Source organism: Paenisporosarcina sp. P4_D4, from assembly GCF_056401835.1.
The window spans coordinates 1-25,582 of sequence record NZ_JBFUIO010000036.1; the positions used below are offsets into that span (position 1 = coordinate 1).

Annotated in this window: 23 protein-coding genes, 1 riboswitch and 1 other annotated feature; of the genes, 2 read left to right on the plus strand and 21 right to left on the minus strand. The window is 40.6% G+C overall.

Annotated elements, in window-relative coordinates; translation table 11 throughout:
- Nucleotides 1-41 precede the first annotated feature (41 nt).
- The 4 genes from AC1DSL_RS09985 to AC1DSL_RS10000 all read right to left on the minus strand — a co-directional run bounded on the left by AC1DSL_RS09985 (nt 42) and on the right by AC1DSL_RS10000 (nt 4,071).
- Nucleotides 42-488, minus strand: coding sequence for an acyl-CoA thioesterase (locus AC1DSL_RS09985; RefSeq protein ID WP_477532045.1), 447 nt, complete (start codon nt 486-488; stop codon nt 42-44).
- A 386-nt stretch (nt 489-874) separates the two neighbouring features.
- Nucleotides 875-1,648: a succinate dehydrogenase iron-sulfur subunit gene (sdhB, locus tag AC1DSL_RS09990; RefSeq protein WP_477532046.1), complete on the minus strand. Its 774-nt coding sequence runs from the start codon at nt 1,646-1,648 to the stop codon at nt 875-877.
- Between the two features lie 5 nt (nt 1,649-1,653).
- Nucleotides 1,654-3,408, minus strand: a complete 1,755-nt coding sequence (sdhA, locus tag AC1DSL_RS09995; RefSeq protein WP_016426744.1) for a succinate dehydrogenase flavoprotein subunit — start codon at nt 3,406-3,408, stop codon at nt 1,654-1,656.
- A 51-nt stretch (nt 3,409-3,459) separates the two neighbouring features.
- Nucleotides 3,460-4,071: a succinate dehydrogenase cytochrome b558 subunit gene (locus AC1DSL_RS10000; RefSeq protein WP_016426743.1), complete on the minus strand. Its 612-nt coding sequence runs from the start codon at nt 4,069-4,071 to the stop codon at nt 3,460-3,462.
- 275 nt (nt 4,072-4,346) lie between these two features.
- Between AC1DSL_RS10000 and AC1DSL_RS10005 the strand changes: the two genes are divergently transcribed.
- Entirely contained in the window at nt 4,347-4,760 is a 414-nt protein-coding gene (locus AC1DSL_RS10005) for a YslB family protein (protein ID WP_477532047.1), read from the plus strand.
- 88 nt (nt 4,761-4,848) lie between these two features.
- Here the strand turns inward: AC1DSL_RS10005 and AC1DSL_RS10010 are convergent, their stop codons facing one another.
- The 14 genes from AC1DSL_RS10010 to zapA form a co-directional block, all read right to left on the minus strand.
- Nucleotides 4,849-5,220 carry a DnaJ family domain-containing protein gene (locus AC1DSL_RS10010; protein ID WP_477532048.1) on the minus strand — a complete coding sequence of 124 codons (372 nt, stop codon included), beginning with the start codon at nt 5,218-5,220 and terminating at the stop codon, nt 4,849-4,851.
- 59 nt (nt 5,221-5,279) lie between these two features.
- Nucleotides 5,280-6,503: an aspartate kinase gene (locus AC1DSL_RS10015; protein ID WP_477532056.1), complete on the minus strand. Its 1,224-nt coding sequence runs from the start codon at nt 6,501-6,503 to the stop codon at nt 5,280-5,282.
- 103 nt (nt 6,504-6,606) lie between these two features.
- Nucleotides 6,607-6,786: riboswitch (Lysine riboswitch) on the minus strand.
- A gap of 88 nt (nt 6,787-6,874) precedes the next feature.
- Nucleotides 6,875-8,668 carry an excinuclease ABC subunit UvrC gene (gene uvrC / locus AC1DSL_RS10020; RefSeq protein ID WP_477532057.1) on the minus strand — a complete coding sequence of 598 codons (1,794 nt, stop codon included), beginning with the start codon at nt 8,666-8,668 and terminating at the stop codon, nt 6,875-6,877.
- A 98-nt stretch (nt 8,669-8,766) separates the two neighbouring features.
- Nucleotides 8,767-9,081 (minus strand): thioredoxin, encoded by a 315-nt coding sequence (gene trxA, locus AC1DSL_RS10025; RefSeq protein WP_342543302.1) that lies wholly within the window; start codon nt 9,079-9,081, stop codon nt 8,767-8,769.
- Between the two features lie 250 nt (nt 9,082-9,331).
- Nucleotides 9,332-10,306, minus strand: a complete 975-nt coding sequence (locus AC1DSL_RS10030) for an electron transfer flavoprotein subunit alpha/FixB family protein (protein WP_477532049.1) — start codon at nt 10,304-10,306, stop codon at nt 9,332-9,334.
- Between the two features lie 37 nt (nt 10,307-10,343).
- Nucleotides 10,344-11,117, minus strand: a complete 774-nt coding sequence (locus tag AC1DSL_RS10035; protein ID WP_016426736.1) for an electron transfer flavoprotein subunit beta/FixA family protein — start codon at nt 11,115-11,117, stop codon at nt 10,344-10,346.
- A gap of 25 nt (nt 11,118-11,142) precedes the next feature.
- Complete coding sequence (locus tag AC1DSL_RS10040; RefSeq protein WP_016426735.1) at nt 11,143-11,916, minus strand: enoyl-CoA hydratase; 774 nt, start codon at nt 11,914-11,916, stop codon at nt 11,143-11,145.
- A gap of 18 nt (nt 11,917-11,934) precedes the next feature.
- Nucleotides 11,935-12,516 carry a TetR/AcrR family transcriptional regulator gene (locus AC1DSL_RS10045; RefSeq protein WP_477532050.1) on the minus strand — a complete coding sequence of 194 codons (582 nt, stop codon included), beginning with the start codon at nt 12,514-12,516 and terminating at the stop codon, nt 11,935-11,937.
- 89 nt (nt 12,517-12,605) lie between these two features.
- Nucleotides 12,606-14,303 carry a long-chain-fatty-acid--CoA ligase gene (locus tag AC1DSL_RS10050; RefSeq protein ID WP_477532051.1) on the minus strand — a complete coding sequence of 566 codons (1,698 nt, stop codon included), beginning with the start codon at nt 14,301-14,303 and terminating at the stop codon, nt 12,606-12,608.
- Between the two features lie 217 nt (nt 14,304-14,520).
- The gene (locus tag AC1DSL_RS10055) at nt 14,521-14,934 is read right to left on the minus strand and encodes a DUF350 domain-containing protein (protein ID WP_016426732.1); all 414 of its coding nucleotides are present in this window, start codon (nt 14,932-14,934) and stop codon (nt 14,521-14,523) included.
- A gap of 99 nt (nt 14,935-15,033) precedes the next feature.
- Nucleotides 15,034-17,397 carry an endonuclease MutS2 gene (locus AC1DSL_RS10060; protein ID WP_477532052.1) on the minus strand — a complete coding sequence of 788 codons (2,364 nt, stop codon included), beginning with the start codon at nt 17,395-17,397 and terminating at the stop codon, nt 15,034-15,036.
- A 13-nt stretch (nt 17,398-17,410) separates the two neighbouring features.
- Nucleotides 17,411-19,111, minus strand: coding sequence for a DNA polymerase/3'-5' exonuclease PolX (gene polX / locus AC1DSL_RS10065; protein ID WP_477532053.1), 1,701 nt, complete (start codon nt 19,109-19,111; stop codon nt 17,411-17,413).
- A 166-nt stretch (nt 19,112-19,277) separates the two neighbouring features.
- On the minus strand, nt 19,278-19,817 hold the full coding sequence (locus tag AC1DSL_RS10070) for a CvpA family protein (RefSeq protein WP_016426729.1): 540 nt from the start codon (nt 19,815-19,817) through the stop codon (nt 19,278-19,280).
- 4 nt (nt 19,818-19,821) lie between these two features.
- Nucleotides 19,822-20,082 carry a cell division protein ZapA gene (gene zapA / locus AC1DSL_RS10075; RefSeq protein ID WP_016426728.1) on the minus strand — a complete coding sequence of 87 codons (261 nt, stop codon included), beginning with the start codon at nt 20,080-20,082 and terminating at the stop codon, nt 19,822-19,824.
- Nucleotides 20,083-20,172: 90 nt separating this feature from the next.
- On the opposite strand from zapA, the gene rnhC reads away from it, so the two are divergent.
- On the plus strand, nt 20,173-21,111 hold the full coding sequence (rnhC, locus tag AC1DSL_RS10080) for a ribonuclease HIII (RefSeq protein WP_342543298.1): 939 nt from the start codon (nt 20,173-20,175) through the stop codon (nt 21,109-21,111).
- A gap of 157 nt (nt 21,112-21,268) precedes the next feature.
- On the opposite strand, the gene pheT is transcribed toward rnhC, so the two are convergent.
- From pheT to AC1DSL_RS10095, 3 genes are all read right to left on the minus strand, one after another.
- The gene (gene pheT, locus AC1DSL_RS10085; RefSeq protein WP_477532054.1) at nt 21,269-23,680 is read right to left on the minus strand and encodes a phenylalanine--tRNA ligase subunit beta; all 2,412 of its coding nucleotides are present in this window, start codon (nt 23,678-23,680) and stop codon (nt 21,269-21,271) included.
- Nucleotides 23,681-23,692: 12 nt separating this feature from the next.
- Nucleotides 23,693-24,730 carry a phenylalanine--tRNA ligase subunit alpha gene (gene pheS, locus AC1DSL_RS10090; RefSeq protein WP_016426725.1) on the minus strand — a complete coding sequence of 346 codons (1,038 nt, stop codon included), beginning with the start codon at nt 24,728-24,730 and terminating at the stop codon, nt 23,693-23,695.
- A gap of 260 nt (nt 24,731-24,990) precedes the next feature.
- Nucleotides 24,991-25,225 (minus strand) — a binding site (T-box leader).
- Nucleotides 25,226-25,276: 51 nt separating this feature from the next.
- Nucleotides 25,277-25,582, minus strand: a 306-nt coding sequence (locus AC1DSL_RS10095) for a TrmH family RNA methyltransferase (protein WP_477532055.1), incomplete at its 5' end; no start/stop codon positions are given.

A 25,582-nucleotide genomic window follows, 5' to 3' on the forward strand; every position in this document is an offset into this window, starting at 1 on the left:
CTTCCTAGTAACGTATGTCAGAAGATAAAAGGCGGTGACGGCTAATTGGGTAGGAATAACGATTTTTCTTCTTCTGTCCAAGGCAATCCCTTACCAGTTGCCTTGCTTATTTGAACAACAGTTCCCCTACCTGTGAAAACAGTATCCCCTTTTTCATTCGTGGCATGGTAATGAATATCCACTGATGAAGTACCCACCGAATCAGCTTTCACATGAATCTGAAGCTTTTCATCAAAGAATACTTGTTTTACATAATCGCATTGTAAATCGGCAACAACCGGAATCGTCTTACCTTTTGGATCCAACCAATCATTCATCAAGCCGATTTGTTTAAGATATTCAATTCGCGCAAACTCGAAATAAGAAAAGTTATATGTATTGTTCAGATGTCCATACATATCCGTTTCACTGAATCGAACTTGAACCGGTACTGAAAAATGAAACCCACTTGCCCATTGCTCTGGGTCTTGGATGTAAGATGCACGCATAGTAGATAGCTCCTTTGATTTATGTATTTTATGAATGGTGATTCATTGTTGATGTCATTGTATCAAAGTTTCTTCTGGAGAGGAAAGAATTTAATGGATATAAATGGAGAAATTTGGAGAGAGATTTGTGTGGATAGGGGCAACTTTTTGCTTTATAGGGGCAACTTTAAGAGTTATTGGGGCAACTTCTGCCATTATTGGGGCAACTAACCATTTATCTCCTAATTCTGACGGAATTATTGGATTAAAAAATTGGCTTCGCTTCGATTTTGGAGCAACTTTCGGGAATTCGGAGCGATTTCTGTAACTTAACTCCCACCGCACACTTCTTTAAACAAAAAAGCAGCCTCTCGCAAAATGCGGGAGGCTGACAAATTAAGCTCTTCTTAGTCAACCATGTGGTCGCTTCCGAAGAAGTTTTTGAACATTTGAACCGTAGTGTCACGGTTTAGAGCTGCGATAGAAGTAGTCAAAGGAATTCCTTTAGGACATGCGACTACACAGTTTTGAGAGTTACCACAGTTTGCAAGTCCGCCATCACCCATGATGGAATTTAGACGCTCGTCTCTATTCATAGCACCCGTTGGATGCGCATTCATAAGACGTACTTGTGATAACGGTGCTGGGCCCATGAAATCTGAATTTGTGTTTACGTTTGGACAAGCTTCCAAACAAACGCCACAAGTCATACATTTAGATAGTTCATATGCCCATTGACGTTTACGTTCAGGCATACGTGGTCCATCGCCTAGATCATAAGATCCATCTATTGGAACCCAAGCTTTAACTTTTTTCAATGAATCAAACATACGTGAACGGTCAACAATTAAGTCGCGTACAACAGGGAATGTTTTCATTGGTTCTAAGCGAATAGGGTGCTCCAATTTATCAACTAGAGCTGTACATGATTGACGTGGACGGCCATTGATGACCATCGAACATGCTCCACATACTTCTTCCAAACAGTTCATATCCCAGTTTACAGGTGTTGTGTGTTTACCATCTGTATTTACTGGATTACGACGAATTTCCATTAATCCAGAAATAACGTTCATATTTGGACGATAATCTAACTCGAATTTTTCCCAATACGGGGTAGAATCCGTAGAGTCTTGACGAAGGATCTCAAAAACGACGGTTTTAGTTGCTGTTGCGTTCATGATTATTAATCCCCTTTCGATGAATAGTCACGTTTACGTGGTGGAATTAATGAAACATCTATTTCTTCATAATGAATGACCGGCGCTCCAGTAGCTGGATCAAAATTCGCCATAGTTGTTTTCATAAATTGCTCATCATCTCGTTCTGGGAAATCTGGCTTGTAGTGAGCACCACGACTTTCATCACGTAACAATGCACCTTGCGTAATAACGCGAGCTAAGTATAGCATATTTTTCAATTGACGCGCGAAAGTAGCACCTTGATTGGACCACTTTTGAGTGTCATTAATGTTGATATTATTAAATCTCTCAAGAAGTTCTTGAATTTTTTCATCAGTTGCTTGTAAACGGTCGTTATAACGAACTACTGTTACGTTATCTGTCATCCATTCGCCAAGCTCTTTATGCAAGACATATGCATTTTCAGTACCGTCAAGTGACATAATTTCATCCCATTTTTGTTGCTCTGCAGCCGTGTGTGCATCAAAAATTGTTGATGGCATATCTTCAGCATGAGTTTTTAGTCCACTCATATATTTAACTGCGTTAGGACCTGCAACCATTCCGCCATAAATTGCAGAAAGTAATGAGTTTGCTCCAAGTCGGTTTGCGCCATGTTGAGAGTAATCACACTCACCTGCAGCAAATAAACCAGGAATAGTTGTCATTTGATCGTAGTCAACCCATAGTCCGCCCATTGAATAATGGACTGCTGGGAAGATTTTCATTGGAAGTTTACGGGGATCTTCACCTGTGAATTTCTCATAAATTTCAATGATTCCGCCAAGCTTGATATCCAATTCTTTCGGGTCTTTGTGTGAAAGATCCAAGAATACCATGTTTTCGCCGTTAACCCCAAGTTTTTGGTTAACACACACATCAAAAATTTCGCGAGTTGCGATATCACGAGGTACCAAGTTCCCGTAACTAGGATATTTTTCTTCAAGGAAGTACCAAGGTTTACCGTCTTTATATGTCCAAATACGTCCACCTTCACCACGCGCTGATTCGGACATTAAACGAAGTTTGTCATCTCCTGGAATCGCTGTAGGGTGAATTTGAATGAATTCGCCATTTGCGTAGGTTGCACCTTGTTGATAAACAATTGAAGCTGCAGAGCCTGTATTGATTATAGAGTTTGTTGATTTTCCAAAAATAATACCAGGACCACCTGTTGCCATGATGACAGCGTCACCACGGAAAGGACGGATTTCCATAGTTTTCAAGTTTTGAGCCATGATTCCGCGACAAACGCCGTCGTCATCTAAGATTGCACCTAGGAATTCCCAGTTTTCGTATTTCGTTACAAGACCGTCAACTTCGTAGCGACGTACTTGTTCATCAAGTGCATAAAGCAATTGTTGACCAGTTGTAGCGCCTGCGAAAGCTGTACGATGGAACATTGTTCCCCCGAAACGACGGAAATCTAATAACCCTTCAGGTGTACGGTTGAACATAACACCCATACGATCGAATAATCGAATGATTCCAGGTGCTGCTTCTGCCAATGCTTTTACTGGTGGTTGATTCGCAAGGAAATCCCCGCCGTATACTGTATCATCAAAGTGATTGTCAGTTGAATCGCCTTCACCTTTTGTATTTAATGCTCCGTTAATTCCGCCCTGAGCACACACTGAGTGTGAGCGTTTAACAGGAACTAATGAGAATAATTCTACTGTTGTTCCTTCTTCTGCTGCTTTCATTGTTGCCATTAAACCAGCTAGACCACCGCCGACAACAATCAATTTACTTTTTGCCATGATTCTTCTCACTCCTCTTTTTAATAGTAATCAAGCAATTTCAGAAACTTATTACACGAATGCAAGAAGTGCACGAACGCCGATTACTGTCAATGCTAAGAAGATACCGATCGTCACGTAAGTTGAAATTCGTTGTGACCTAGGTGATTGAGTGATACCCCAGCTTACCAAGAATGACCAAATACCGTTAGCTAAATGGAATGTTGCAGATACAACACCAACCACGTAGAATACAAACATTAATGGATTTGCTAATATATCAGCCATCATGTCAAAGTTAACTTCATCAGCACCAATTGCTTTTTGGAATCGTGTCTCGAATAAATGCCATGCGATAAACACGACTAGAATGACCCCGGTAATACGTTGCAAAACAAACATCCAGTTACGGAATGTACCATAACGCTGTGTGTTATTTTTCGCAGTAAAGGCTATGTACACACCATAGAACGCATGGAACATCAATGGAATGTAGATGACAAACCATTCTAAAAACAATACGAATGGTAAACTTTCCATGAAGTGAGATGCTTTGTTAAAAGCCTCTTCTCCTCTTGTAGCAAAATGGTTAACAACCAAATGCTGCGTCACGAACAATCCTACTGGAATGATTCCAAGTAAAGAATGTAAACGGCGCAAATAAAATTCACGATCTTTCGACAAGACTGTTACCCCCCTCAGTACTGAAAATAGGCAGACAAGATCAGACCTTCGTATGGAACGAAAGCAACATTGACTGCATATCTCATCATGGTACAATATTATGACATGTTTATTGTACTCCCATCATAAGGGAGCGTCAAGGCAAGGAAGCCCACTACATAAGGCAATTTAAATCATGTAAATTCTCGGTGTTGTATTATTTTAACTACCTTGTCCATGAAAAATTCTTATATTAAAAAAGTTTGAAGGCAATTAAGCCAGAAAGCGGGATTCAGATGACAATGACAGAGACAAAAAAGGTACCCACTTTTGGTTACGAATTAATTCGAGATCATGTACTTTCGACAATTTTAGGGAAACACGAAGAAGATATTTTATATTGGGCCGGAAAAGATTTAGCCCGCAAGTTCCAGATGTTTTCCATGGAAGAAACGACATCTTTTTTTCAAGAAGCGGGCTGGGGCATTCTAACACTTGAACAAAGTACAAAAGATGAAGCATTTTATGTATTGACTGGAGAACCCGATGCCCTGCAGATTGAGAAACGTTGTTTCCGACTGGAAGCAGGATTCCTGGCTCAGCAGCAAGAAAAACTGGGTGGCTTTATGACAGAATGCTTTGAAGAAAAACAACTGAAGAAAAACGCCGTTCAATTCCATGTGAAATGGGATCTAAAAGAAAAAGTTTAATAGGTTCGTTGACTAGACAATGAATATCGGTTTAAAGCTAAAAAGAAAGCGGGCAGTCACTTCCAAATGGAGTGTCTGTCCGCTTTTTTCAATCCCAATTCAATCTGTTATCCAATTGAGACTGATATTGTTTAAAAACATTACTATTTGTTTTGATTCCTTTTTGCGATAACATACGGTTCAATTGGGTGAGTCTTTGATTATATTGCTGTTCAAGTTCTGTTTTTTCTCGTTGTGTGGCTTTTTTCATTTGATGCTGTAAGTCGCTCATTTCTTCTTTCACGAATTGAGCTTCATCGTCATGCCCTGAGTTCTTCAAAATGCGCATTACCATACGAATGTCTTCTGGGTAATGGGCAAATTCATCCGGCGGCAACGGCTTCCCGGCTCCCGGCAAATTGTCAAACTGTCCATCACGTTGTGCTTTTTTGATTAAATCCTCCACGATATGCCAGTTCATTTCTTTCACTGCCTCTCATGATGATTATGAAACTATTTTCATCATATCATGAAATGTTTTTATACTCGAACAGCAGCTAATCCAAATTCATCATGCAATGCATTTGTGGCTTGTAGCATCGCACTTTCAGGTACAACAACCGAAACTTTAATTTCCGAAGTACTGACCATTTTCACGGGAATTCCTTCTTTGCGGAGGCGATCGAACATTTGTGCAGCAACCCCTGGATTTGAAACCATTCCTGACCCAACAATCGACACTTTGGCCAATCCAACTTCAAAATTGGTAGATTGGTATCCCAACTCCGTTTTTTTACTTTCCAAGACTTGAACAGTTTCTGCATAATCTTCTTTCTTAATGGAGAAAGAAACACTTGGCTGCACGCCTTCCATAATGCTTTGAACAATGATATCAACGTTTACATGATGTTTTGCAAGAGTAGTGAAAATTTTGGCTAGTGAGCCGTTAAAAGGCACTTCATAGCCTACCGTAACCCTAACAATTTCCGGTTCGAATGCGACACCACGCACTATCAAGTTTTTTTCCATAGTAGGTTCCTCCAATAATATGGTTCCTGTATCTTCACTTAAGCTAGAACGGACACTTAGTGGCATGCAATAATTTTTAGCGAATTCCACTGCCCTAGGATGCAAAACCCCAGCTCCTAAGTTAGCAAGTTCCAGCATTTCGTCATAGGATAGCTCCTGCAATTTTCTTGCCCCATCCACATATCGAGGGTCTGACGTATAGATGCCATCGACATCCGTGTAAATATCACACTGGTCCGCTCCTAGCGATGCTGCAATTGCAACCGCCGTCGTATCCGAACCACCACGTCCGAGTGTCGTAATTTCTCCATACGTATCCATCCCTTGGAAACCGGCTACAACAACCACTTTTCCATCCGACAAAGCCTGCTCCATACGAACAGTATCTATATTTTCAATTCGAGCATTGCGATGAACGGATTCCGTTCCGATTCCTGCCTGCCATCCCGTAAACGAAACCGCATCTTGCCCCATATGTTGAAGTGCCATTGTCAACAAAGCAATTGTTACTTGTTCCCCTGTTGACAGCAACATGTCCATTTCACGTTTTGAAGGTTCTGCTGATAAATCCCCAGCCAGACTCATTAATTCATCTGTCGTTTTCCCCATCGCTGATACGACTACTACGATTTCATGGCCTTTTGCTGTTTCACCGATTATGCGTTTTGCGACATTACGGATCCGTTCAGTGTTACCGACGGACGTACCACCAAATTTCATGACAATGCGACTCAATGTAAACTCTCCCTTATTTCCAAAGAAGCTAAAAAAGACAGCCTTATCTACGGGTAATCCGTGAAAAGCTGTCTCCATGCATGCACGTTCAAAAGAAGCGTCCATGTGAGATAGCCCTCCAGAATCGATTAGATTCTGACAATCCTGCATTTATTCAATGCAAAACCAGCACGACATCTGATACAGGATGTCGAACTTCGGCGAATTTCCCTTTCACTTTCCTTCAATGGATCTGTTCATCCTCGAGAAAGCTACTGTTGATTTCCGCGCCTCTATCACCACTTATTCGATGTTTGTTCAAAAGGAAGCGGATGCTCCTTGTTGAACATACATCAGTGATTCAATTTCAGTGAGTCAAGAATATCATATACTCACTCTTTTGACAATGACTCATTTTGAAAATATTCAGACATGGATTCCGCGATTTGCAATGGCAAACCTGATTGTTTCAGCTCTTCCACGGATGCTTCTTTGATTCGTTTTACAGAACCAAAATGCTTCAACAACATTTTTTTGCGTTTCGGACCGATTCCTTCAAACCCATCCAAAGCGGAAGCAATCGTCTGTTTCCCACGCTGTTGCCGATGGAATGTAATCGCAAATCGATGCACTTCGTCCTGAATCCGTTGTAGCAAATAAAACCCTTCACTTGTTCGTTTCAAGGGAATGATCTGTGGGGGTTCCCCATATAACAACGAAGATGTCTGGTGCTTCGCATCCTTGGCTAATCCTGCAATCGGAATAGACAAACCGAGTTCATCTTCGATCACTTCACGGGCGATTTCCATTTGCCCTTTCCCACCATCAATGACAATTAAATCGGGAAGAGGCAATTCATCCTTCAGCACACGCGTATAACGTCTGCGAATGACTTCACGCATGGCTCCGTAATCATCATGACGGGCAGCTGTTTTCGTTTTGTATTTTCGATAGTCCTTTTTATTCGGTCTTCCATCAATAAACGATACCATTGCTGAGACGGCATCAGATCCATAAATATGTGAATTATCGAATGCCTCAATTCGAAGAGGAGGCGCAATATCCATTGCAATCCCCAGTTCTTCCACTGCACCAATCGTTCGTTGTTCCTGTCGGTCTAGGAGCTGGAATTTTTCATGGATAGCGATTTCTGCATTCTTTGTCGCCAAATCAATCATTTGTTTTTTCTGCCCACGACTCGGAGAAGCCACTTTTACTTCTTCAAGAAGCTGGCTTGCCAGTTGCAAATCCACCGCACTTGGCAAATATACTTCTTTTGGCTTGATATGATGCGGTTTATCATAAAACTGGCCGAGGAACGTCAGGAATTCATCTTCTGGATCTTGATATAACGGGAATAATGAAACATCTCGCTCGATTAACTTCCCTTGGCGTACAAAGAATACTTGCACACACATCCAGCCCTTATCGATGGCATAACCAAAAATATCACGATCGGTAAAATCATTGGTCGTCATTTTTTGTTTTTCCATAACCGTTTCAATATGTGTGATTTGATCACGGTATTCTTTTGCTCTTTCAAACTCTAAGTTCTCAGCTGCCGATGACATTTTTTCCGTCAATTCTTGTTTGACTTGCTGATAGCCACCGTTTAAGAACCGTGTGATTTCATCAATAATTTTTCTGTATGCGTCTTGCTCGATTGTTTTAACGCAAGGAGCTAAACACTGGCCCAAATGATAATACAAACAAACCCGATCTGGTAATGTCGGACATTTGCGTAACGGGTATAAACGATCCAGTAATTTTTTCGTTTCACTCGCCGCATATGCGTTTGGATAAGGACCAAAGTATTTCCCTTTATCCTTTTTAACGATTCTGGTTGTTATCAATTTCGGATGATTTTCACCTGTTATTTTTATATAAGGATACGTTTTATCATCTTTCAGCATGATGTTATATTTCGGATCATGCTTCTTGATTAAATTCAATTCCAGAATGAGAGCTTCAATATCTGAAGATGTTACGATGTACTCAAAATCTTCAATTTCCTGGACGAGTCTCTGTGTTTTTCCATCATGACTCCCCGTAAAATAAGAACGCACACGATTTTTCAACACTTTGGCTTTGCCCACATAAATAATAGTGCTTTGGCGATCTTTCATTAAGTAAACACCTGGTTGATCAGGTAAAATCGCACATTTCTGTTGAATTAAATCATTCATCATTTTCATCACCTGTTTAAAAAAACCGGGTGCCCATGGGTACCCGGTTTTAATAATATTTCTTTTACAATATAAGACTAGAACGCCAATTGAAAAGATTATGCGTGTTTGTTTACTAATTCAACCAAAGCTTCTTTCGGGTTGAATCCAACTACTTTATCGACAGGTTGCCCGTCTTTGAAAAGTACCAATGTCGGAATTGACATAATCCCGAAGTTGCTAGCTGTTTCTTGGTTTTCATCTACATCAACTTTTACGATTTTTACTTTGCCACTCATCTCAGCATCTAATTCTTCAAGAACTGGAGCGATCATTTTACATGGTCCACACCAAGGTGCCCAAAAATCGACTAAAACTAAGCCGTCTGAAATTTCACTTGAAAAGCTTTGATCTGTTCCGTGTACAATTGCCATATTAAAACATCCTCCTCTAAATACAAACTCTAAACGTAGTATAGCATGTGGTAAATAGTGCTTCTACTTTTTTGCTCAACCTTTTAATAGCTAAAAATGAACATAATGAACACTGCTCATTCTTATGTTAACATTCTATTGCCAACATGGATTTTAGTTGAAGCAGAAATGATCTCTTGTCTTCTAGCATTCTTTTTTTTTGCCAAAACAAAACTCCGCAAGCTTTCGCTTCACGGAGTCTTATTAAATATTAGTTAGCTTTCATTTTCTTGAATTCTTCAGTCAGCATTGGAATGACTTCGAACAAGTCACCAACAATACCATAGTCAGCTACTTTGAAAATGTTTGCTTCAGGATCTTTATTGATTGCAACAATGATTTTCGAGTTTGACATACCAGCTAAATGTTGGATTGCCCCAGAAATACCTGCTGCAATATAAAGGTCAGGTGTTACCACTTTACCTGTTTGACCAATTTGAAGAGAGTAGTCACAGTAGTCAGCGTCACATGCACCACGAGATGCACCAACAGCACCACCTAAAAGATTTKCTAACTCTTTTAACGGCTCAAATCCATCTTCACTCTTCACGCCACGACCACCAGCAACGATAACTTTCGCTTCTGATAAATCTACGCCTTCAGCTGATTTACGAACAACTTCTTTGATGACAGTGCGAAGGTTCGTGATATCCACAGATAAAGATGAAACATCGCCTGAACGGCTAGCATCGTGAGCTAAAGGTTCAATATTGTTAGGACGGATTGTAATGAAATCAATCCCATCTTTGATTTTCACTTTTTCGAATGCTTTACCTGAGAAAATCGGACGGATAAATACAGCGTCAGCACCTTCTCCTTCGATATCAGTAACATCAGAAATAAGACCTGATTTTAGTTTACTTGCCACTTTTGGTGACAAATCTTTGCCTAATGCCGTATGTCCGAAAACAACTGCATCTGGGCTTTCACTTTCAACAACTGCCATGAATGCCTGACTGAAGCCATCAGATGTATACGATTTCAAGTGTGGATGCTCAACAGTGACAGCACGGTCAGCTCCATAATGAATCATTTCAGTTGCTAATGATTGTACAGAGTCTCCAAGAAGAACTGCTACAACTTCTCCACCGCCTGAAATTTTCTTAGCTGCAGCGATAGTTTCAAAAGATACATTACGTAAAGCACCTTCACGTGCTTCACCCAGTACGATTACTTTTTTTGTCATGATGTGATTCCCTCCAATTACAAATCTTCAGATTCGATTAAATGACTTTTGCTTCTGTACGAAGTAATTGCACCAATTCTTGTACTTGGTTTGAAAGATCGCCTTGAAGTACGCGACCTGCTTCTTTTTTAGGAGGCAAATAAATTTCTATTGTCTCCGTTTTTGCTTCTACATCATCTTCATCGATATCCAAATCATCCAATTCCACTTCTTCAAGTGGTTTCTTTTTCGCTTTCATAATACCCGGTAAAGAAGGATAACGAGGTTCGTTCAAACCTTGTTGAGCGGTAACAAGTAAAGGTAATGACGTTTCAAGTACTTCAGAATCGCCTTCCACATCACGAACGATACTAACTTGTGTTCCGTTAATTTCTAATTTAGTAATAGTTGTTACATAGTTGATGTCCAACAAGTCGGCAACACGTGGTCCAACTTGTCCAGATCCACCATCGATGGCAACGTTACCAGCTAATATTAAATCTGGGTTTTTATCTTTCAAGTAATCTGCCAATATTTGAGCAGCTGTAAATTGGTCCATTTCGTCCAAATCATCTTCAGTGTTAATCAGAACTGCTTTATCAGCACCCATTGCAAGAGCTGTACGAAGTTGCTTTTCAGCTTCTTCCCCACCAATTGTCAATACAGTCACTTCGCCACCGTGTGCGTCGCGGACTTGAATCGCTTCTTCAATTGCATATTCATCGTAAGGGTTAATGATGAATTCAGCGCCGTCTTCCTGAATTTTGCCACCAGAAACGACAATCTTTTCTTCTGTATCAAATGTACGTTTTACCAACACATAAATATTCATGATGCAGACCTCCCAATACTTTTCATTATTTTCCTTTGAACGATGGTTCGCGCTTTTCGATAAATGCTGAAATGCCTTCTTGTGCATCTTCTGAAATGAAAACGGTTCCAAAAGAGTGTGCTTCAGCTTTCACACCTTCATCATAGGCATACGTTTTAGCGAATTGTAACATGTCAATTGCAGCTTTTAATGCAACCGGACTCTTCTTAGCAATTTTAGTTGCAATTTCCATTGTATTGGCCAGCAACTCTTCTTCCGCATAGGCACGGTTCGCCAAGCCCCATTGAACCGCTTCCAAACCGCTGATCGGTTCGCTCGTAAACAACATTTCTGCTGCTTTCGGCATCCCAACTAAACGTGGTAGGCGCTGAGTGCCCGCAAAACCTGGAATCAGACCAAGTTGTAATTCTGGCAATCCAAGTTTAGCATTTTCAGATACGATGCGAATGTGACAACTCATTGCGAGTTCCAGTCCTCCACCAAGTGCAGCTCCATGAATGGAAGCAATCACCGGTTTTGAGAATCTTTCAACGCGTTCAAAGATTTCTTGTCCACTTGCAGCCAATTCTGAAAACTCTTCCCCTGTTTTGATTGAAGTAAACTCTTTAATGTCCGCGCCCGCTGAGAAGAAACGTCCTTCTCCGTGTAAGACGATGACACGAACGCTGTCATCATGTTCAACAGCATTCAGTAATTCGTTTACCTCGAGAATAAGTGCTCGTGATAATGCATTTGCCGGCGGTCGATTAATCGTTACTTTCGCAACGTAATTTTCTACAGTCCAACTCAAAAACTCCATACACGTCCATCCCTTCACTTATGATTTCATACCACTCATTAATAAATGATGAACTTTCGGTGCCAATTTCATCAAATCGTACTTCTGTTCATTCATCACCCAAGTAGTAATCGTCTCATCAATTGTACCAAAGACCATGTGTCGCGCAAGACGAATATCTAATTCTTCATGAAATTCACCATTTTCCAATCCTTCAATTAAAATATCATCGAGCAACATTAAGTACTCTTTTAACACTTCATTGATTTTCAAGCGAATGTCTTTATTGGACTGTCTTAGTTCCAATTGAGTCACGATGGCTAAATGATGATCTGTTGCTAATACGCGAAAATGATTTTCTACCATTTTTAATAATTTTTCGGATGATGTCGTTCCATCACTTATAATTTTTTTCAGGTTTTCTACAAATAAGCCCATTTTTTCGTGGAAGACGGAAATTAAGATGTCTTCCTTGTTTTTAAAGTACAAATATATGGTTCCATCAGCGACGCCTGCTTGTTTCGCGATTTTAGAAACTTGTGCTTGGTGATACCCATTTTCTGCAATCACTACTACGGCTGCGTCAATTATTTGTTTGAATTTCGGTTTGTCTCGTTTCATAGATACCACCACCAAAAAAGATGAAATTATGAATGAGTGTTCATTCACAATTTCATCTTAAACTGAAGTACTAACGTTGTCAAGAAATGTTACGACGTTGCACTAGCTTCTCTATATTTATCTTTTTCTTCTTCAACTAAATTCCGTCGAAGAATTTTCCCGACTGCTGTTTTCGGTAACTCTTTTCTAAATTCATAGATTCTAGGCACTTTAAACGCTGCCAGATGTTCTCTGCAGAAAGTATTTAATTCTTCTTCTGAAACATGCTCGTTTTCTTTTAGGACAACATACGCTTTCACGGTTTCCCCTCGATAAGGATCAGGTACACCGATGGCAACACATTCTTGGATGGCTGGATGTTCGTATAGCACTTCTTCAATTTCACGCGGATAAATATTGAATCCCCCTGCAATGATCATATCTTTTTTACGATCTACAACATAGAAGAACCCTTTTTCATCCATATACCCCAAGTCACCAGTTAATAACCATCCATCGCGCATTGTATTTTCAGTATCTTCAGGACGGTTCCAATAACCTTTCATGATTTGTGGACCGCGCACACAAATTTCACCAATTTCATGTGGAGGCATTGGCTCAGTTGAATCAACTTGGAAAATTGCTGCTTCAGTATCTGGCCAAGGTACACCGACAGACCCTTTAATTCGTTCATTATCCCATATGAAATTAGCGTGTGTTACTGGAGAGGTTTCGGTTAAACCATAGCCTTCCACAAGTTTCCCACCAGTTACCTTTTCGAACTTTTCCTGAACCTCGACTGGTAATGGTGCAGAACCACTTAAACAAGCTTGAATGGACGATAAATCATATTTTGCGATATCCGGATGATTTAACAGACCAATATAAATAGTTGGTGCTCCTGGGAATAACGTCGGTTTCTGCTTATCTATCGTTTTCAAAGCAGAATCCACATCGAATTTAGGTAATAATACCATGCGGTTTCCAAGCATGACGGAAAGAATCATGACGGCAGTCATGCCATAAACATGGAAAAATGGCAGGATTCCCAAAATCGTTTCCTCGCCTTTTTTGCAGCGATATAACCACGCATCACACATCGAAGCATTGGCTATCAGGTTTTTATGCGACAACATAACACCTTTGGGGAATCCAGTTGTGCCTCCAGTGTATTGCAAAATCGCAACATCCTCTTCAAAGTCAAAAGGAATTTCTATTTCTTCTGCTTTGCCAACCTTCATGACTTCCGGGAACAAGTGATTCATCCCTCTATGCTCCACTTTTACTGAAAAACCGTATTGTTTCTTTTGTATAAATGGGTAAACCAAATTTTTCGGGAATGGTAAATAGTCTTTAATACCCGTTATAATTATGTTTTCAAGATTCGTTTCTTTAATAACTTTAGAAATACGAGGAAATAAAATATCGAGCGATAAGATTGCTTTCGCGCCAGAATCTTTCATTTGGTAAGCAATTTCTCTCTCTGTATAAAGCGGATTAGTTTGGACGACGATGCCACCTGCGTAAAGAATTCCATAATACCCAATAACGTTTTGAGGACAGTTTGGTAACATGATTGCCACTCTGTCACCTTTTTGAATACCAAGTGACCGCAAATAATTAGCAAACTTCAACGAAGATTCATAGAGTTCTCGGTAGGTAATGTCTTTTCCCAGAAAATGAATCGCAATCTTTTCCGGATAATCACGATAAGCATGTGTCAAATATGCTTGAACCGGAATCGGATCGTACGAAAGCGTATGTGGAATCTCCGGTGGATATTGAGCCAACCATGGTTTTGCCGTCATTTCTATTTTCCCCCTTTTTTAATCGTTTGAATATTCCTATTCTTTATTATAAAGAAAAATGAATCCGCTTACAATTAAATAAGAAAAAAGCATGGGACATTTTACACACCCCACGCAACTAAAGTCATTGTAAATATAAATACACGATGCCTACTACGATAAAAGCAACGCAGACACCGAGCAATATTTTCGATAATTTTTCCAAATGAATCCGCTCCTAAGAAATACTCGCCCCTATGACAAATGACAGGCCGACCGATATCGATAATGAAATGAATCCCACAGATCGGTTGTCATTCTCAATCTCACGGTCAATATTGAATTTTGGCGTTAAAAATTCAAACAGGAAATAGGCAATGATTAGCAATCCGAAACCGTATAAACCCCAGCCTATCATTTCAGGCAAAGAATTATGATTTTCGATGGAGTAACGAAAAATGTTTGCAACACCAAAAATTTTCCCACCTGTCGCCAGAGCGACTGCTAAATTACCTTTTTGGATTTCTTCCCAATTCTTATATTTTGTGACAATTTCAAAAACAATCATGGTCAATATCAAACATAAGATGACCACACTGAAATAGCCGGCTGTTTCAACTAATGGGTGTTGCCAAAAATCCATCCCTAACATATGTTAACTCCTTTAGACGTTTTGTAGCTTGTACGATTGAAATGGATTTAGGTTTCAAAAAACTTTTATCCGATATGAGAATGAGTTTAAGGATAACGCTTATTTTAATTCCACAACCGTAACGCCGTGTCCGCCCTCTCCTGCTTCTCCAAAGCGATAACTTTTCACGCGAGAGTGATTCTTTAGAAACTGTTGAATTCCTTGTCTTAACGCTCCCGTGCCTTTCCCATGAATAATCGATACTTGATGGTAACTGGATAATACAGCATCATCAATATATTTCTCTGCTCGCAGGATGGCGTCTTCATACCGTTCTCCACGTAAATCTAGTTCCAGTTTCACATATGTGTCGCGCCCTTTTACATGGGTCATTGCAACAGTTTGTTTGGGTTTTTCTGGTTTGATATATTCTAGGTCGGATTCAGGTAGTTTCATTTTCAGAATCCCGATTTGAACACTCCATTCGGAGTCGGAAACTTTATCAAGCAGAATACCTTTTTGTCCATAACTTAACACTTTGACTTCGTCGCCAACTGTTAATGTCATTTCTCGTTCTTTGATTTGTTTTTGTTTCTTCAGTACTGAATTTTCCGGTGCCGCTTTTTCAAGTCGCTTGCGCACATCGATCAATTCATGGTCTTTAATTACATGTTGAGCATTTTTTTGCATGCTTCGAAGTTCACTGATAATACTTTCGGCTTCTCTCTTCGCTTCATCCACTAATTTTCTAGCTTTGTCTTTCGCCTTTTGTTCAAGCTTTTCTTTTTGTTCTTCAAGCTGATGCAACTGGCTTGTCAAATCTGCTTGTATTTTTTCGGATTCTATTCGTAAAGCATGCGATTTTTCTGCATCTCTTTCCGACTGCTTGCGACTTTCTTCAAGTGAAGCGATCATTGACTCCACTTCATGACGGTCGGTCCCTGTAAATGATTGCGCATGTTTAATAATGTGCTGAGGCAAACCTAGTCTTTTGGAAATCTCGAATGCATTACTGCGACCGGGTACACCAATTAACAGCTTGTATGTCGGACTTAACGATTCAACATCAAATTCAACACTGGCATTTGCAACACCTGGTCGATTGTATCCATATGCTTTAAGTTCAGGGTAATGAGTCGTCGCCATTACACGAGCGCCTCTTCCGTGCACTTCATCCAGTATCGAAATGGCCAAAGCAGCACCTTCCTGTGGATCTGTTCCTGCTCCTAGCTCATCAAATAGCACGAGGCTACGTTCATCAAATTTAGATAATATATCCACGATGTTGACCATATGGGATGAGAATGTACTCAAACTTTGTTCAATCGATTGTTCGTCTCCGATATCGGCGAAAATTTGATCAAACACTGTTATTTCTGATCCATCCAATACAGGAATCGGCAGTCCTGCCTGTGCCATTAAGGTACACAGTCCCACTGTCTTCAAAGTCACAGTTTTACCACCTGTGTTCGGTCCTGTAATGACTATCGCTGTAATATCGTCACCGAATTCAATCGTGTTGGCTACCGCTTCCTCGATGTTTAACAGAGGATGACGAGCCTTCACTAACCGAATAATTCCACGGTCATTGACAGCTGGCTTTGTACATTTGTTTGCTTGTCCGTATTTTGCTTTCGCTAAAATCACATCAATTTCACCTAAAATTTGGACCAGAACAAATATATCATGGGCAACTGCTTGTACCTCGAGGGACAACGCCAACAATATACGTTCGATTTCTTCCTGCTCTTTCATTTTCAGGCGGCGAATTTCATTGTTTGCCTGTACGACAGCATCCGGTTCGATGAACAACGTCTGACCAGATGAAGATTGATCATGGACTATGCCTCCGTAGTTTCCGCGATACTCCTGTTTTACTGGAATAACGAATCGATCATTGCGGATCGTGATGATTGAATCTGATAACATTTTCGATGCATTTTTTCCCCGTGTATAACTTTCCAGTTTTTCACGAACGCGACTTTCCTGTGCCCGTAATTGCTGGCGGATTGTCCTAAGCTGTGTGCTGGCACTATCCAGGACAGCCCCGTTGTCATCTATACATGCGATAATCTCATGTTCAAGCGCAGTAAGAATCGGCAAAGCTTGTTTTCGTTCCAGGAAGTACGGAATGTTTATATCTTCCGACTCCTCTACGGCTTCAAAAAATTGACGTAATATACGGCTGGCACGAATGGTGCTGGCGATTTCCATCAATTCAGTCGGGCTTAACATGCCACCGATTTGTGCACGTTTTGCATGTCCGCGCACATCAAATATGCCACCCATCGGAACATTCCCCCGTACACGCAGAACGGATAACCCTTCATCCATTTCGTCCAAAAGTTTTACCACAGTATCAAGCTCAATAGATGGTTCAAGTAAATCCAAATGGGTTTTGCCAAGTGATGATGTACAAAAACTCGCAACTTGGTCTCTCACTTTATCAAATTCAAGTGTATTCAATGCGCGTTTGGCGATCATTTCAACACCTCCATTACTTCAAATATTTTATCAATTTCTCATAAGACCACGTATTGACGATTGTGTCCTGTTTCAGCCATGCTTTTTGGGCATATTTCACGCCGATGTCCATGAATCGCAAATGGTCGATGCTATGTGCATCGGTATTAATTGCAATCGGTACATTTAACTTCTGAGCTTCAACTAAATATTCAGTCGCCAAATCCAAGCGATGAGGATTTGCATTCAACTCAAGGATTTTTCCGTACTCAGCAGCCCATTTGATTAACTGGTGGACATCTGGATCATAGCCATTTCGTTGTCCGATTATACGGCCAGTCGGATGCGCAATCATATCAACATGTGGATTTTTCATGGCCGTCAATAGACGATCCATGATCTTTTCCTGCGGTTGGCTGAAGCTTGAATGAATGGATGCTATGACAAAATCGAGTTGTTCCAACAGTTCATCATCAAAGTCGAGAGAACCGTCAGGCAGTATATCCATTTCGGTACCAGCCAACAATTTAATATCAGGAAATGACTTTTGAATTTCTTTAATTTCAGCCATTTGCTGACGCAACCGATCAGCAGACAACCCATTTGCTACACGCAAGTAATGAGAATGATCGGTGATGGCAACATGTGTGTATCCTTTTGCAAGGCAAGCTTCAACCATTTCACTCAATGAATGTGCACCATCTGACCACGTTGTGTGCATATGCAAATCGGATCGAATATCATTCACTTGAATAAGTGTTTCCAATTCATCTTGTCGGTCAAACTCTCGGGAATCTTCCCGTACTGGTGGCGGAAAATAAGGAAGGCCAAAATGGGCAAAAAATTCTTCTTCAGACTCAAAAGTTTGATTCGAGCCATCTTCTTGCTCCACTCCATACTCACTAATTTTCTTTCCTTGTGCTTTAGCGATTTGACGCAACTTCACATTATGATCCTTCGATCCAGTAAAATGGTGTAACGCAGTGGTATATGCAGCAGGTTCAACCAATCGAAAATCCACATCGATCATTTCTTCATAATCAAGCGTAACGGATACTTTGGTATCTCCAGCTGCGATAATTTCAGATACGGGCAATGCTTTCAATAAAGTTTCCCGAACAGTAACCACATCTGAGGTAGCAATGATAAAATCTAAATCTTTACTTGTTTCTTTTACACGTCTGAAACTGCCAGCCACAGAGAATTTATCAATTTGTTTAATTCCACTTAATACTGCTTCGATTATTGACACGGCTGATTCCAAACGCCAAATTGGCAAACGGTCCGGTCTAGAATTGAACTGTTCAAGTTCTTTCAGGATTTTCTCTTCCGTTTTTGCTCCAAATCCGGCAAGTGACTGGACTTTCCCTTCGTCACAGGCTTGCTTTAAAGACTCAGCAGAATCTACCCCTAGTTCCTGGTACAGCTTGGCTATTTTTTTTCCACCGAGACCAGGCAATTTCAATAAAGGTAAGAGTCCACTTGGAACCGAAGATTCCAACTCTTCCAGTACAGTCGATTTCCCCGTTTCAATCAATTCTTCGATAACAGCAGCTGTGCCTTTTCCGATGCCTTTTATTTTCGTGACATCGTCCATTTCAGCCAAACTTCTTGCATCCAGTTCAAGGGCTTGTGCTGCTTTTCGGAAAGCCGATACTTTAAAAGGATTTTCTCCTTTAAGCTCCATATATAAAGCGATTTTTTCCAACGTTCGAATGATGATTTTCTTATTCATATATCTTCCCTCGTCCCTGATAATTTGATTTTCACGGGCAATTATATGACCGTGAAATAGCAGAATGAGTTTTGTATTAAATACGAATTTATCGGTTATGAATACTCACAGGCAAAGCAAGATTCTGACGCTTTAAAAAAACTTCTCTCGAGAAGAGAGAAGTCACTTATTCAGTATAGATGTACCACCAGTTTTTAACCGTCTCTGATAAAATTGGCGTACTTTTAAGCATGGACTCCGCTAAATTTGAATTCTCGATCAAATTTTGGAACGGGTCTATCGGCAATAATGCAATGACGTACATTACGATAAACAACAATATGTAGAATTCGATAAAGCCTAAAATTGCACCTGCAATCCTGCTGATGAATCCCAGTACCGGTAAGTAAGAAAGGAAATCAAACATGGATGCAACTAGTTGTAATGCAAATTTCACGACAAAAAAGATGAGTGCAAATGCAATTAATTGATAAAACGTCTGATCCAGATCCAATTTGTCGATTGCAAATGTCAGCCTTGAACTCGAGTCGACAGTAGGATATGGAATCCACAACACAAATTTTTCAGCGAGTGGTTTATAATAGGAGTAGGCAACGATGAGTGCAATAATGAATCCAGTCATATGAATCAATTGGACGATTAATCCTCGTTTTGCACCTACAAATAATCCTGCTGCTAATAAAACTATAATCAGTATATCTAACATGTATTCAACCCTTTAACCTTTTGATTTCTTCTTCTAGTTGTTCTACTTGTTCTTTTAATTTAACATATTCATGGACTGTATTGACCGCTGTAAGAACAGCCAACTTAGAACTATCTAATGAGGGATTGTGCGAATTGATTTCTCGCATTTTATCGTCAACCATAGAGGCAACCAGTCGCATATGACCGCTAGTTTCCGAACCTAGCATTTTATACGTTTGACCATATATATCTACTGAAACTCGTATTTTATGTTGCTCTGACAAAGGTTACCCTCCTCATCAAAAATCCTATAAATAATCATACCATGAAATACCTGCACATGTGAATAAGTAGCCAAAGAAAGGAAAGTGTTAATGTCGAACGAAGTGTTGCAACTATCTCCTATACAATTAAAAGAAGTTTTTACTCATTATGCAAATAATAGAATTGAGCGAAACGCACCAGGTGTCGTCTTCGCAGCGAAACTACCAGACACCTCCATCACAGCCTATAAATCTGGCAAAGTATTGTTTCAAGGGAGTGGTTCTACACGCGAAGCGATGCGCTGGGGAACATTAGAGGAGAAAGCAGGTAAAAAAGTGAGTTCCGCAAAAGGAGATACTCTACCTGAAGGTTTTGCTTTAAAATCTGTTATTGGTTCTGACGAAACGGGAACCGGTGATTTCTTTGGCCCTATGACGGTTGCCGCATGTTACGTGCCTGCTGATAAAATCGAACTTATTCATTTCCTTGGTGTAAAGGATTCCAAAATGCTAACAGATGACCTCATGCGGAAAATAGCACCCGACTTAAAAAGCACACTGACACACAGCATATTGATTCTGGGCAATGAGAAGTACAATACCGTCCAAGCAAAAGGCTGGTCACAAGGGAAAATAAAAGCCTTGTTGCACAATCAGGCGTTGAAGCATGTGCTCTCAAAAATAGCTCCTGAAAAACCAGAGTTCATTTTAATCGACCAATTTGCCGAACGTGGCATTTACTACAATCATGTGAAAGCAGAAAAAGAAATCATTCGTGAGAATGTGCTTTTCTCAACAAAAGCTGAACAATTACATGTATCTGTGGCAGCCGCTTCCATATTGGCGCGTGTCGCCTTTTTGGAGGAAATGGATAAGCTCAGTTTAAAAGCAGGAGTGACTATTCCAAAAGGTGCGAGTTCGAAAGTGGATGAAGTCGCTGCCCGAATTTACTTGAGCAATGGCGAGGAATTTCTTTCATCCATTACTAAAAAACATTTCGCCAACACAGGTAAAGCACTGGCTATTGCTAACAAGAAAAGAAGACAATAAGAGCAAACAATCCACCTCTATATACGAGGTGGATTGTTTTGTTTCCTACATATGTACTTGGTTTTTACAAAGGATAAAATCTGTCGTAGAGTAAAGCATTGCCAAAATGAAAAGGCTATTCCCATTCACCAATTGGTAAGTGGAAATAGCCTTTATTTTATCCTCGAAGTTGTGCGTTGCCTTCTTCTTCAAGTGCTTTTAGCACTTTCGAATGAGCCTTCACGACTTCTTCATCTGTTAATGTACGTTCTGGATCTTCGTAAGTTAGTGAGAATGCAACCGATTTATGACCTGGTTCCATTTTCTCTCCTTCGTATAAATCGAAGACGCGGATATCTTTCAATAACTTCCCACCAGCTGCACGGATAATCTGTTGTAAGTTGCCTGCAGCTTGCGTGCGATTTACGACTAAAGCGATATCACGTGAAATGGATGGGAAACGTGGTACTGGTGTATACAATAATGGCTCTAATGCGAAATTCAGTATTTTCGCCATGTTCAATTCCATTACATACGTTTCTTTCAAATCACGTTTCTTTTGTTCTGTTGGGTGCAATTGACCGACAACACCAATCACTTCATCTGCCAACTTCACTGACGCAGTTCGTCCTGGATGTAATCCATCCACTTGAGCTTGCTCAAATGATACATGTTTTTCTAATCCAAGCTTCGCAAATAGCCCTTCAATGATTCCCTTTAATACAAAGAAATCGACTGTTTTGCGTTCGCCTTGCCAGCTATGGTCAAGCCATTTGCCAGTCATTACTGCCGCCACATGCTCTTCTTCAGATGGAAGTCCTTCTGATGTTTCACCAAGGAACACTGAACCCGTTTCAAACAATGTCACCGAATCAGCTTTACGCGCAACGTTGTAGCTTGCTGCTTCCAATAAATGCGGAATTAATGACTGACGCAAAGTGCTGCGATCTTCGCTCATTGGCATCAACAATTCTGTTACTGGAGCCGTTTCAAGAGCAAATCGCTGTGCAAGTTCTTTTGAAGTTAATGAGTACGTAATTGCTTGATGCAAGCCTGCACCTTCAAGGAAGTTGCGAACTAAGCGACGTTTTGCTTGATAAGGTGATAAACCACCCGGTGTTGATTCACCTTCAGGCAAGGTCATCGGAATATCATCATATCCGTAGATACGCGCAATTTCTTCCACGATATCTTCTTCTATTTGAATATCCTGGCGACGAGTTGGTGCTTTAATATAAAGCAATCCATTCGCTGCTTCGAAATCAAATTTCAGACGGTTTAAAATTGACGTCATTTCTTCTAAAGAAATTTTCATTCCTAAACGATTGTTAATAAAATCAGGTGATACGATGACTTCTTTTTGAGATTTATCCAACTCATCAAATTTCACACTTCCTTGCAGTACTTCTCCTCCTGCAAGTTCGGCTATCAGTTGGGCAGCTCTTTCTGCAGCTACTTCCACACGGTTAGGATCCACGCCTTTTTCAAAGCGAGAACTCGCATCACTACGTAGGTTGTGATCTTTTGAAGTTTGACGGACAGAAGCTGGTTTGAAATAAGCTGACTCAATAACCACTGTTGTCGTGCCTTCATGTACTTCTGAGTTTGCCCCACCCATAACACCTGCGATTGCCACTGGTTCTTGACCATTTGTGATGACTAAATGATGAGCTTGTAATTCACGTTCTTGGTCATCCAAAGTGGTAATTTTTTCGCCTGCATGTGCTGCTCTGACAACGATTTCTCCCGTTTGTAAACGGTCGTAATCAAATGCATGAAGCGGTTGACCATATTCCATTAAGACGTAGTTCGTTACGTCCACAACGTTGTTATGAGGTCGTACACCTGCAGCCATCAAGCGTTGTTGTAACCATAATGGCGATTCGCCGATGACAACATTTTTGACGACTTTTGCCACGTACATCGGGTTTGCATCTACATCTTCTACGCGAAGTTTCAAGACGTTTTCTGCTACTTCACTAGACGAAGCATAGTTGATTTCAGGATATTTCATATCTTCAGATAGAATGGCACCTACTTCATACGCCACACCAAGCATACTCATCGCATCAGCACGGTTAGGCGTCAAGCCTAATTCAAGTACCGTATCGTTTAATCCTAAAATTTCAAGTGCATCTGCACCAGCTTGTGTATCTGCAGGTAAAACGTATATTCCTTCAGCATACTTTTTAGGTACAAGCTTCCCTTCAATCGCAAGTTCTTGAAGGGAACAAATCATCCCGTTCGATTCTTCGCCACGAAGCTTCGCTTTTTTGATTTTCATGCCGCCTGGTAATACAGCGCCAGGACGTGCAACAATTACTTTTTGACCTGCTGCGATATTCGGTGCGCCACAAATAATTTGTGTCACTTCTTCTCCGACATCCACTTGGCAAATCGATAATTTATCCGCTTCAGGATGCTTGCCGCATTCCAATACATGACCTACAACTACGTTTGTCATGCCATGTGAGCGGTCGATAACTGCGTCCACTTCGATTCCTGAACGAGTAATTTTTTCAGCGAGTTCAGCCGGAGCCAACCCTTTAGTATCAATATAATCTGCTAGCCATTTTGTAGAAACGAGCATGTGATCTCCTCCTTACACTTCCGTCCGGTGGAATTGCGATACGAATCGCACATCATTTGTATAAAAATGACGAATGTCTTCCACTCCATATTTCAACATCGCAATGCGTTCTGGTCCCATACCAAATGCAAATCCTGACAGACGTTTTGAATCGTATCCTGCCATTTCCAATACATTTGGATGTACCATACCTGCACCTAAAATTTCAATCCAGCCTGTTTTTTTACAAACATTACAGCCACTGCCGCCACATTTGAAACAAGAAATGTCCATTTCAACCGAAGGCTCAGTGAACGGGAAGAAACTTGGACGCAGACGAATTTCACGATCGTCTCCAAACATTTTCTTCGCAAATACTGATAACGTTCCTTTTAAATCACTCATACGAATGTTTTCGCCAATCACAAGTCCTTCGATTTGTGTAAATTGGTGTGAATGCGTCGCGTCATCATTATCACGTCGATAAACTTTACCAGGGCAAATAATTTTGATGGGTTCTCCACCTTTTGCTTCCATTGTGCGTGCTTGCACTGGGGATGTATGAGTACGCAGTAAAATATCTTCCGAAATGTAGAATGAATCTTGCATATCACGAGCAGGATGCCCTTTTGGCAAGTTCAATGCTTCGAAATTGTAGTAGTCTTTTTCTACTTCAGGTCCTTCAGCAATTTCATAGCCCATGTTGATGAACAGGTCTTCGATTTCTTCCACGACACGTGTCAGTGGATGATGATTTCCAGTTTTTACTGGACGACCCGGCAATGTCACATCAATTGATTCATTTTCAAGTTGTTGTTGAATGGCAGCGTCTTCTAAAATAACTAGGCGCTCATCGAGTACAGCGGTTACTTCTTCACGGACTACATTGACCAAGGCACCCATTTGCGGACGTTCTTCAGCCGGAAGTTTACCCATCCCTTTTAACAAATCGGTAATCGGTCCTTTTTTCCCTAAATACGCAACACGTACGTCTTGCAGTTCTTTCACAGTTGAAGCGGCTTGAATTTTGCCGATCGCTTCGTCTTTCAATTGTTGTAATTGTTCTTGCATGTGTACATCTCCTTCCATGAAGTAAAGCAATGTTTAATAATACTGTTGTTTAGCTTGCATTTGCGCTTGCCGCATGTTCCGCATGAAGTGGGACATGAAGGTGTTGCCACAATTTTTTTTTGCGACGAGTAACCGCAGGAGTAGAACGTGGCGTTTTTAACCTTCGTTTCTTTTCATGCAAGGCGCAAATGCACTCTTTCGTTTTTCAATATCAACAACATTCATTAACATAGCAAAAAATAAAAAAACCCCGCCCCTAAAAAAGGGACGAGGAACATTTTCGCGGTACCACCCTGATTACTACGCTGAGAATCCAGACGTAATCACTTCATTGAATTAACGGCTCTTCACCGGCGCACCTTTACAGCAATTGCTGGTCCTGATGGCAGCTAACGGGGTGAACTTCGATGAATCTTTACTATTTGCACTCACAGTCTCGGTGCAAACTTCCTGAAATAAAGGGTTTCATGTACTCTTCCCGGTCACAGCTTTTGAATGTATCAAATTAGATACTATTATACGCTCGAATTACGGTTTCATCAACATTCAATTTGATTGAGGAATTAATGTGTATAAAAGAATACCTGTCGCGACCGCTACGTTTAATGATTCAGCTTGTCCTAGCAATGGAATTTTCAAATTCGTATCTGTTTGAACAAGAAGCTCTGGCGAAAGCCCGCTTCCTTCATTGCCCATAATCAATGCAAATCGCGCTTGAGGTTTCACTTGGTTATATAGTACTGATTCGTCCAATGATGTACCGTACACAGGTATTTCCTGCTCCTTGCAGATTTGAACCCATTGAGATAAATCGCCTTTGACTATCGGAATATGAAAGTGCGAACCTTGACC

Bases quoted from the DNA above. Each gene is read 5' to 3' on its own strand.
- AC1DSL_RS10035 (WP_016426736.1), bottom strand. From the start codon at position 11,117: ATGAATATTTATGTGTTGGTAAAACGTACATTTGATACAGAAGAAAAG.
- AC1DSL_RS10040 (WP_016426735.1), bottom strand. From the start codon at position 11,916: ATGGAGTTTTTGAGTTGGACTGTAGAAAATTACGTTGCGAAAGTAACG.
- pheS (WP_016426725.1), bottom strand. From the start codon at position 24,730: ATGCAAGAACAATTACAACAATTGAAAGACGAAGCGATCGGCAAAATT.
- sdhA (WP_016426744.1), bottom strand. From the start codon at position 3,408: ATGGCAAAAAGTAAATTGATTGTTGTCGGCGGTGGTCTAGCTGGTTTA.
- AC1DSL_RS10050 (WP_477532051.1), bottom strand. From the start codon at position 14,303: ATGACGGCAAAACCATGGTTGGCTCAATATCCACCGGAGATTCCACAT.
- polX (WP_477532053.1), bottom strand. From the start codon at position 19,111: ATGAATAAGAAAATCATCATTCGAACGTTGGAAAAAATCGCTTTATAT.
- AC1DSL_RS10005 (WP_477532047.1), top strand. From the start codon at position 4,347: ATGACAATGACAGAGACAAAAAAGGTACCCACTTTTGGTTACGAATTA.
- AC1DSL_RS10045 (WP_477532050.1), bottom strand. From the start codon at position 12,516: ATGAAACGAGACAAACCGAAATTCAAACAAATAATTGACGCAGCCGTA.
- rnhC (WP_342543298.1), top strand. From the start codon at position 20,173: ATGTCGAACGAAGTGTTGCAACTATCTCCTATACAATTAAAAGAAGTT.
- pheT (WP_477532054.1), bottom strand. From the start codon at position 23,680: ATGCTCGTTTCTACAAAATGGCTAGCAGATTATATTGATACTAAAGGG.
- AC1DSL_RS10060 (WP_477532052.1), bottom strand. From the start codon at position 17,397: ATGATCGCCAAACGCGCATTGAATACACTTGAATTTGATAAAGTGAGA.
- AC1DSL_RS10070 (WP_016426729.1), bottom strand. From the start codon at position 19,817: ATGTTAGATATACTGATTATAGTTTTATTAGCAGCAGGATTATTTGTA.
- AC1DSL_RS10010 (WP_477532048.1), bottom strand. From the start codon at position 5,220: ATGAACTGGCATATCGTGGAGGATTTAATCAAAAAAGCACAACGTGAT.
- sdhB (WP_477532046.1), bottom strand. From the start codon at position 1,648: ATGAACGCAACAGCAACTAAAACCGTCGTTTTTGAGATCCTTCGTCAA.
- AC1DSL_RS09985 (WP_477532045.1), bottom strand. From the start codon at position 488: ATGCGTGCATCTTACATCCAAGACCCAGAGCAATGGGCAAGTGGGTTT.
- AC1DSL_RS10055 (WP_016426732.1), bottom strand. From the start codon at position 14,934: ATGTTAGGGATGGATTTTTGGCAACACCCATTAGTTGAAACAGCCGGC.
- trxA (WP_342543302.1), bottom strand. From the start codon at position 9,081: ATGGCAATTGTACACGGAACAGATCAAAGCTTTTCAAGTGAAATTTCA.
- uvrC (WP_477532057.1), bottom strand. From the start codon at position 8,668: ATGAATGATTTAATTCAACAGAAATGTGCGATTTTACCTGATCAACCA.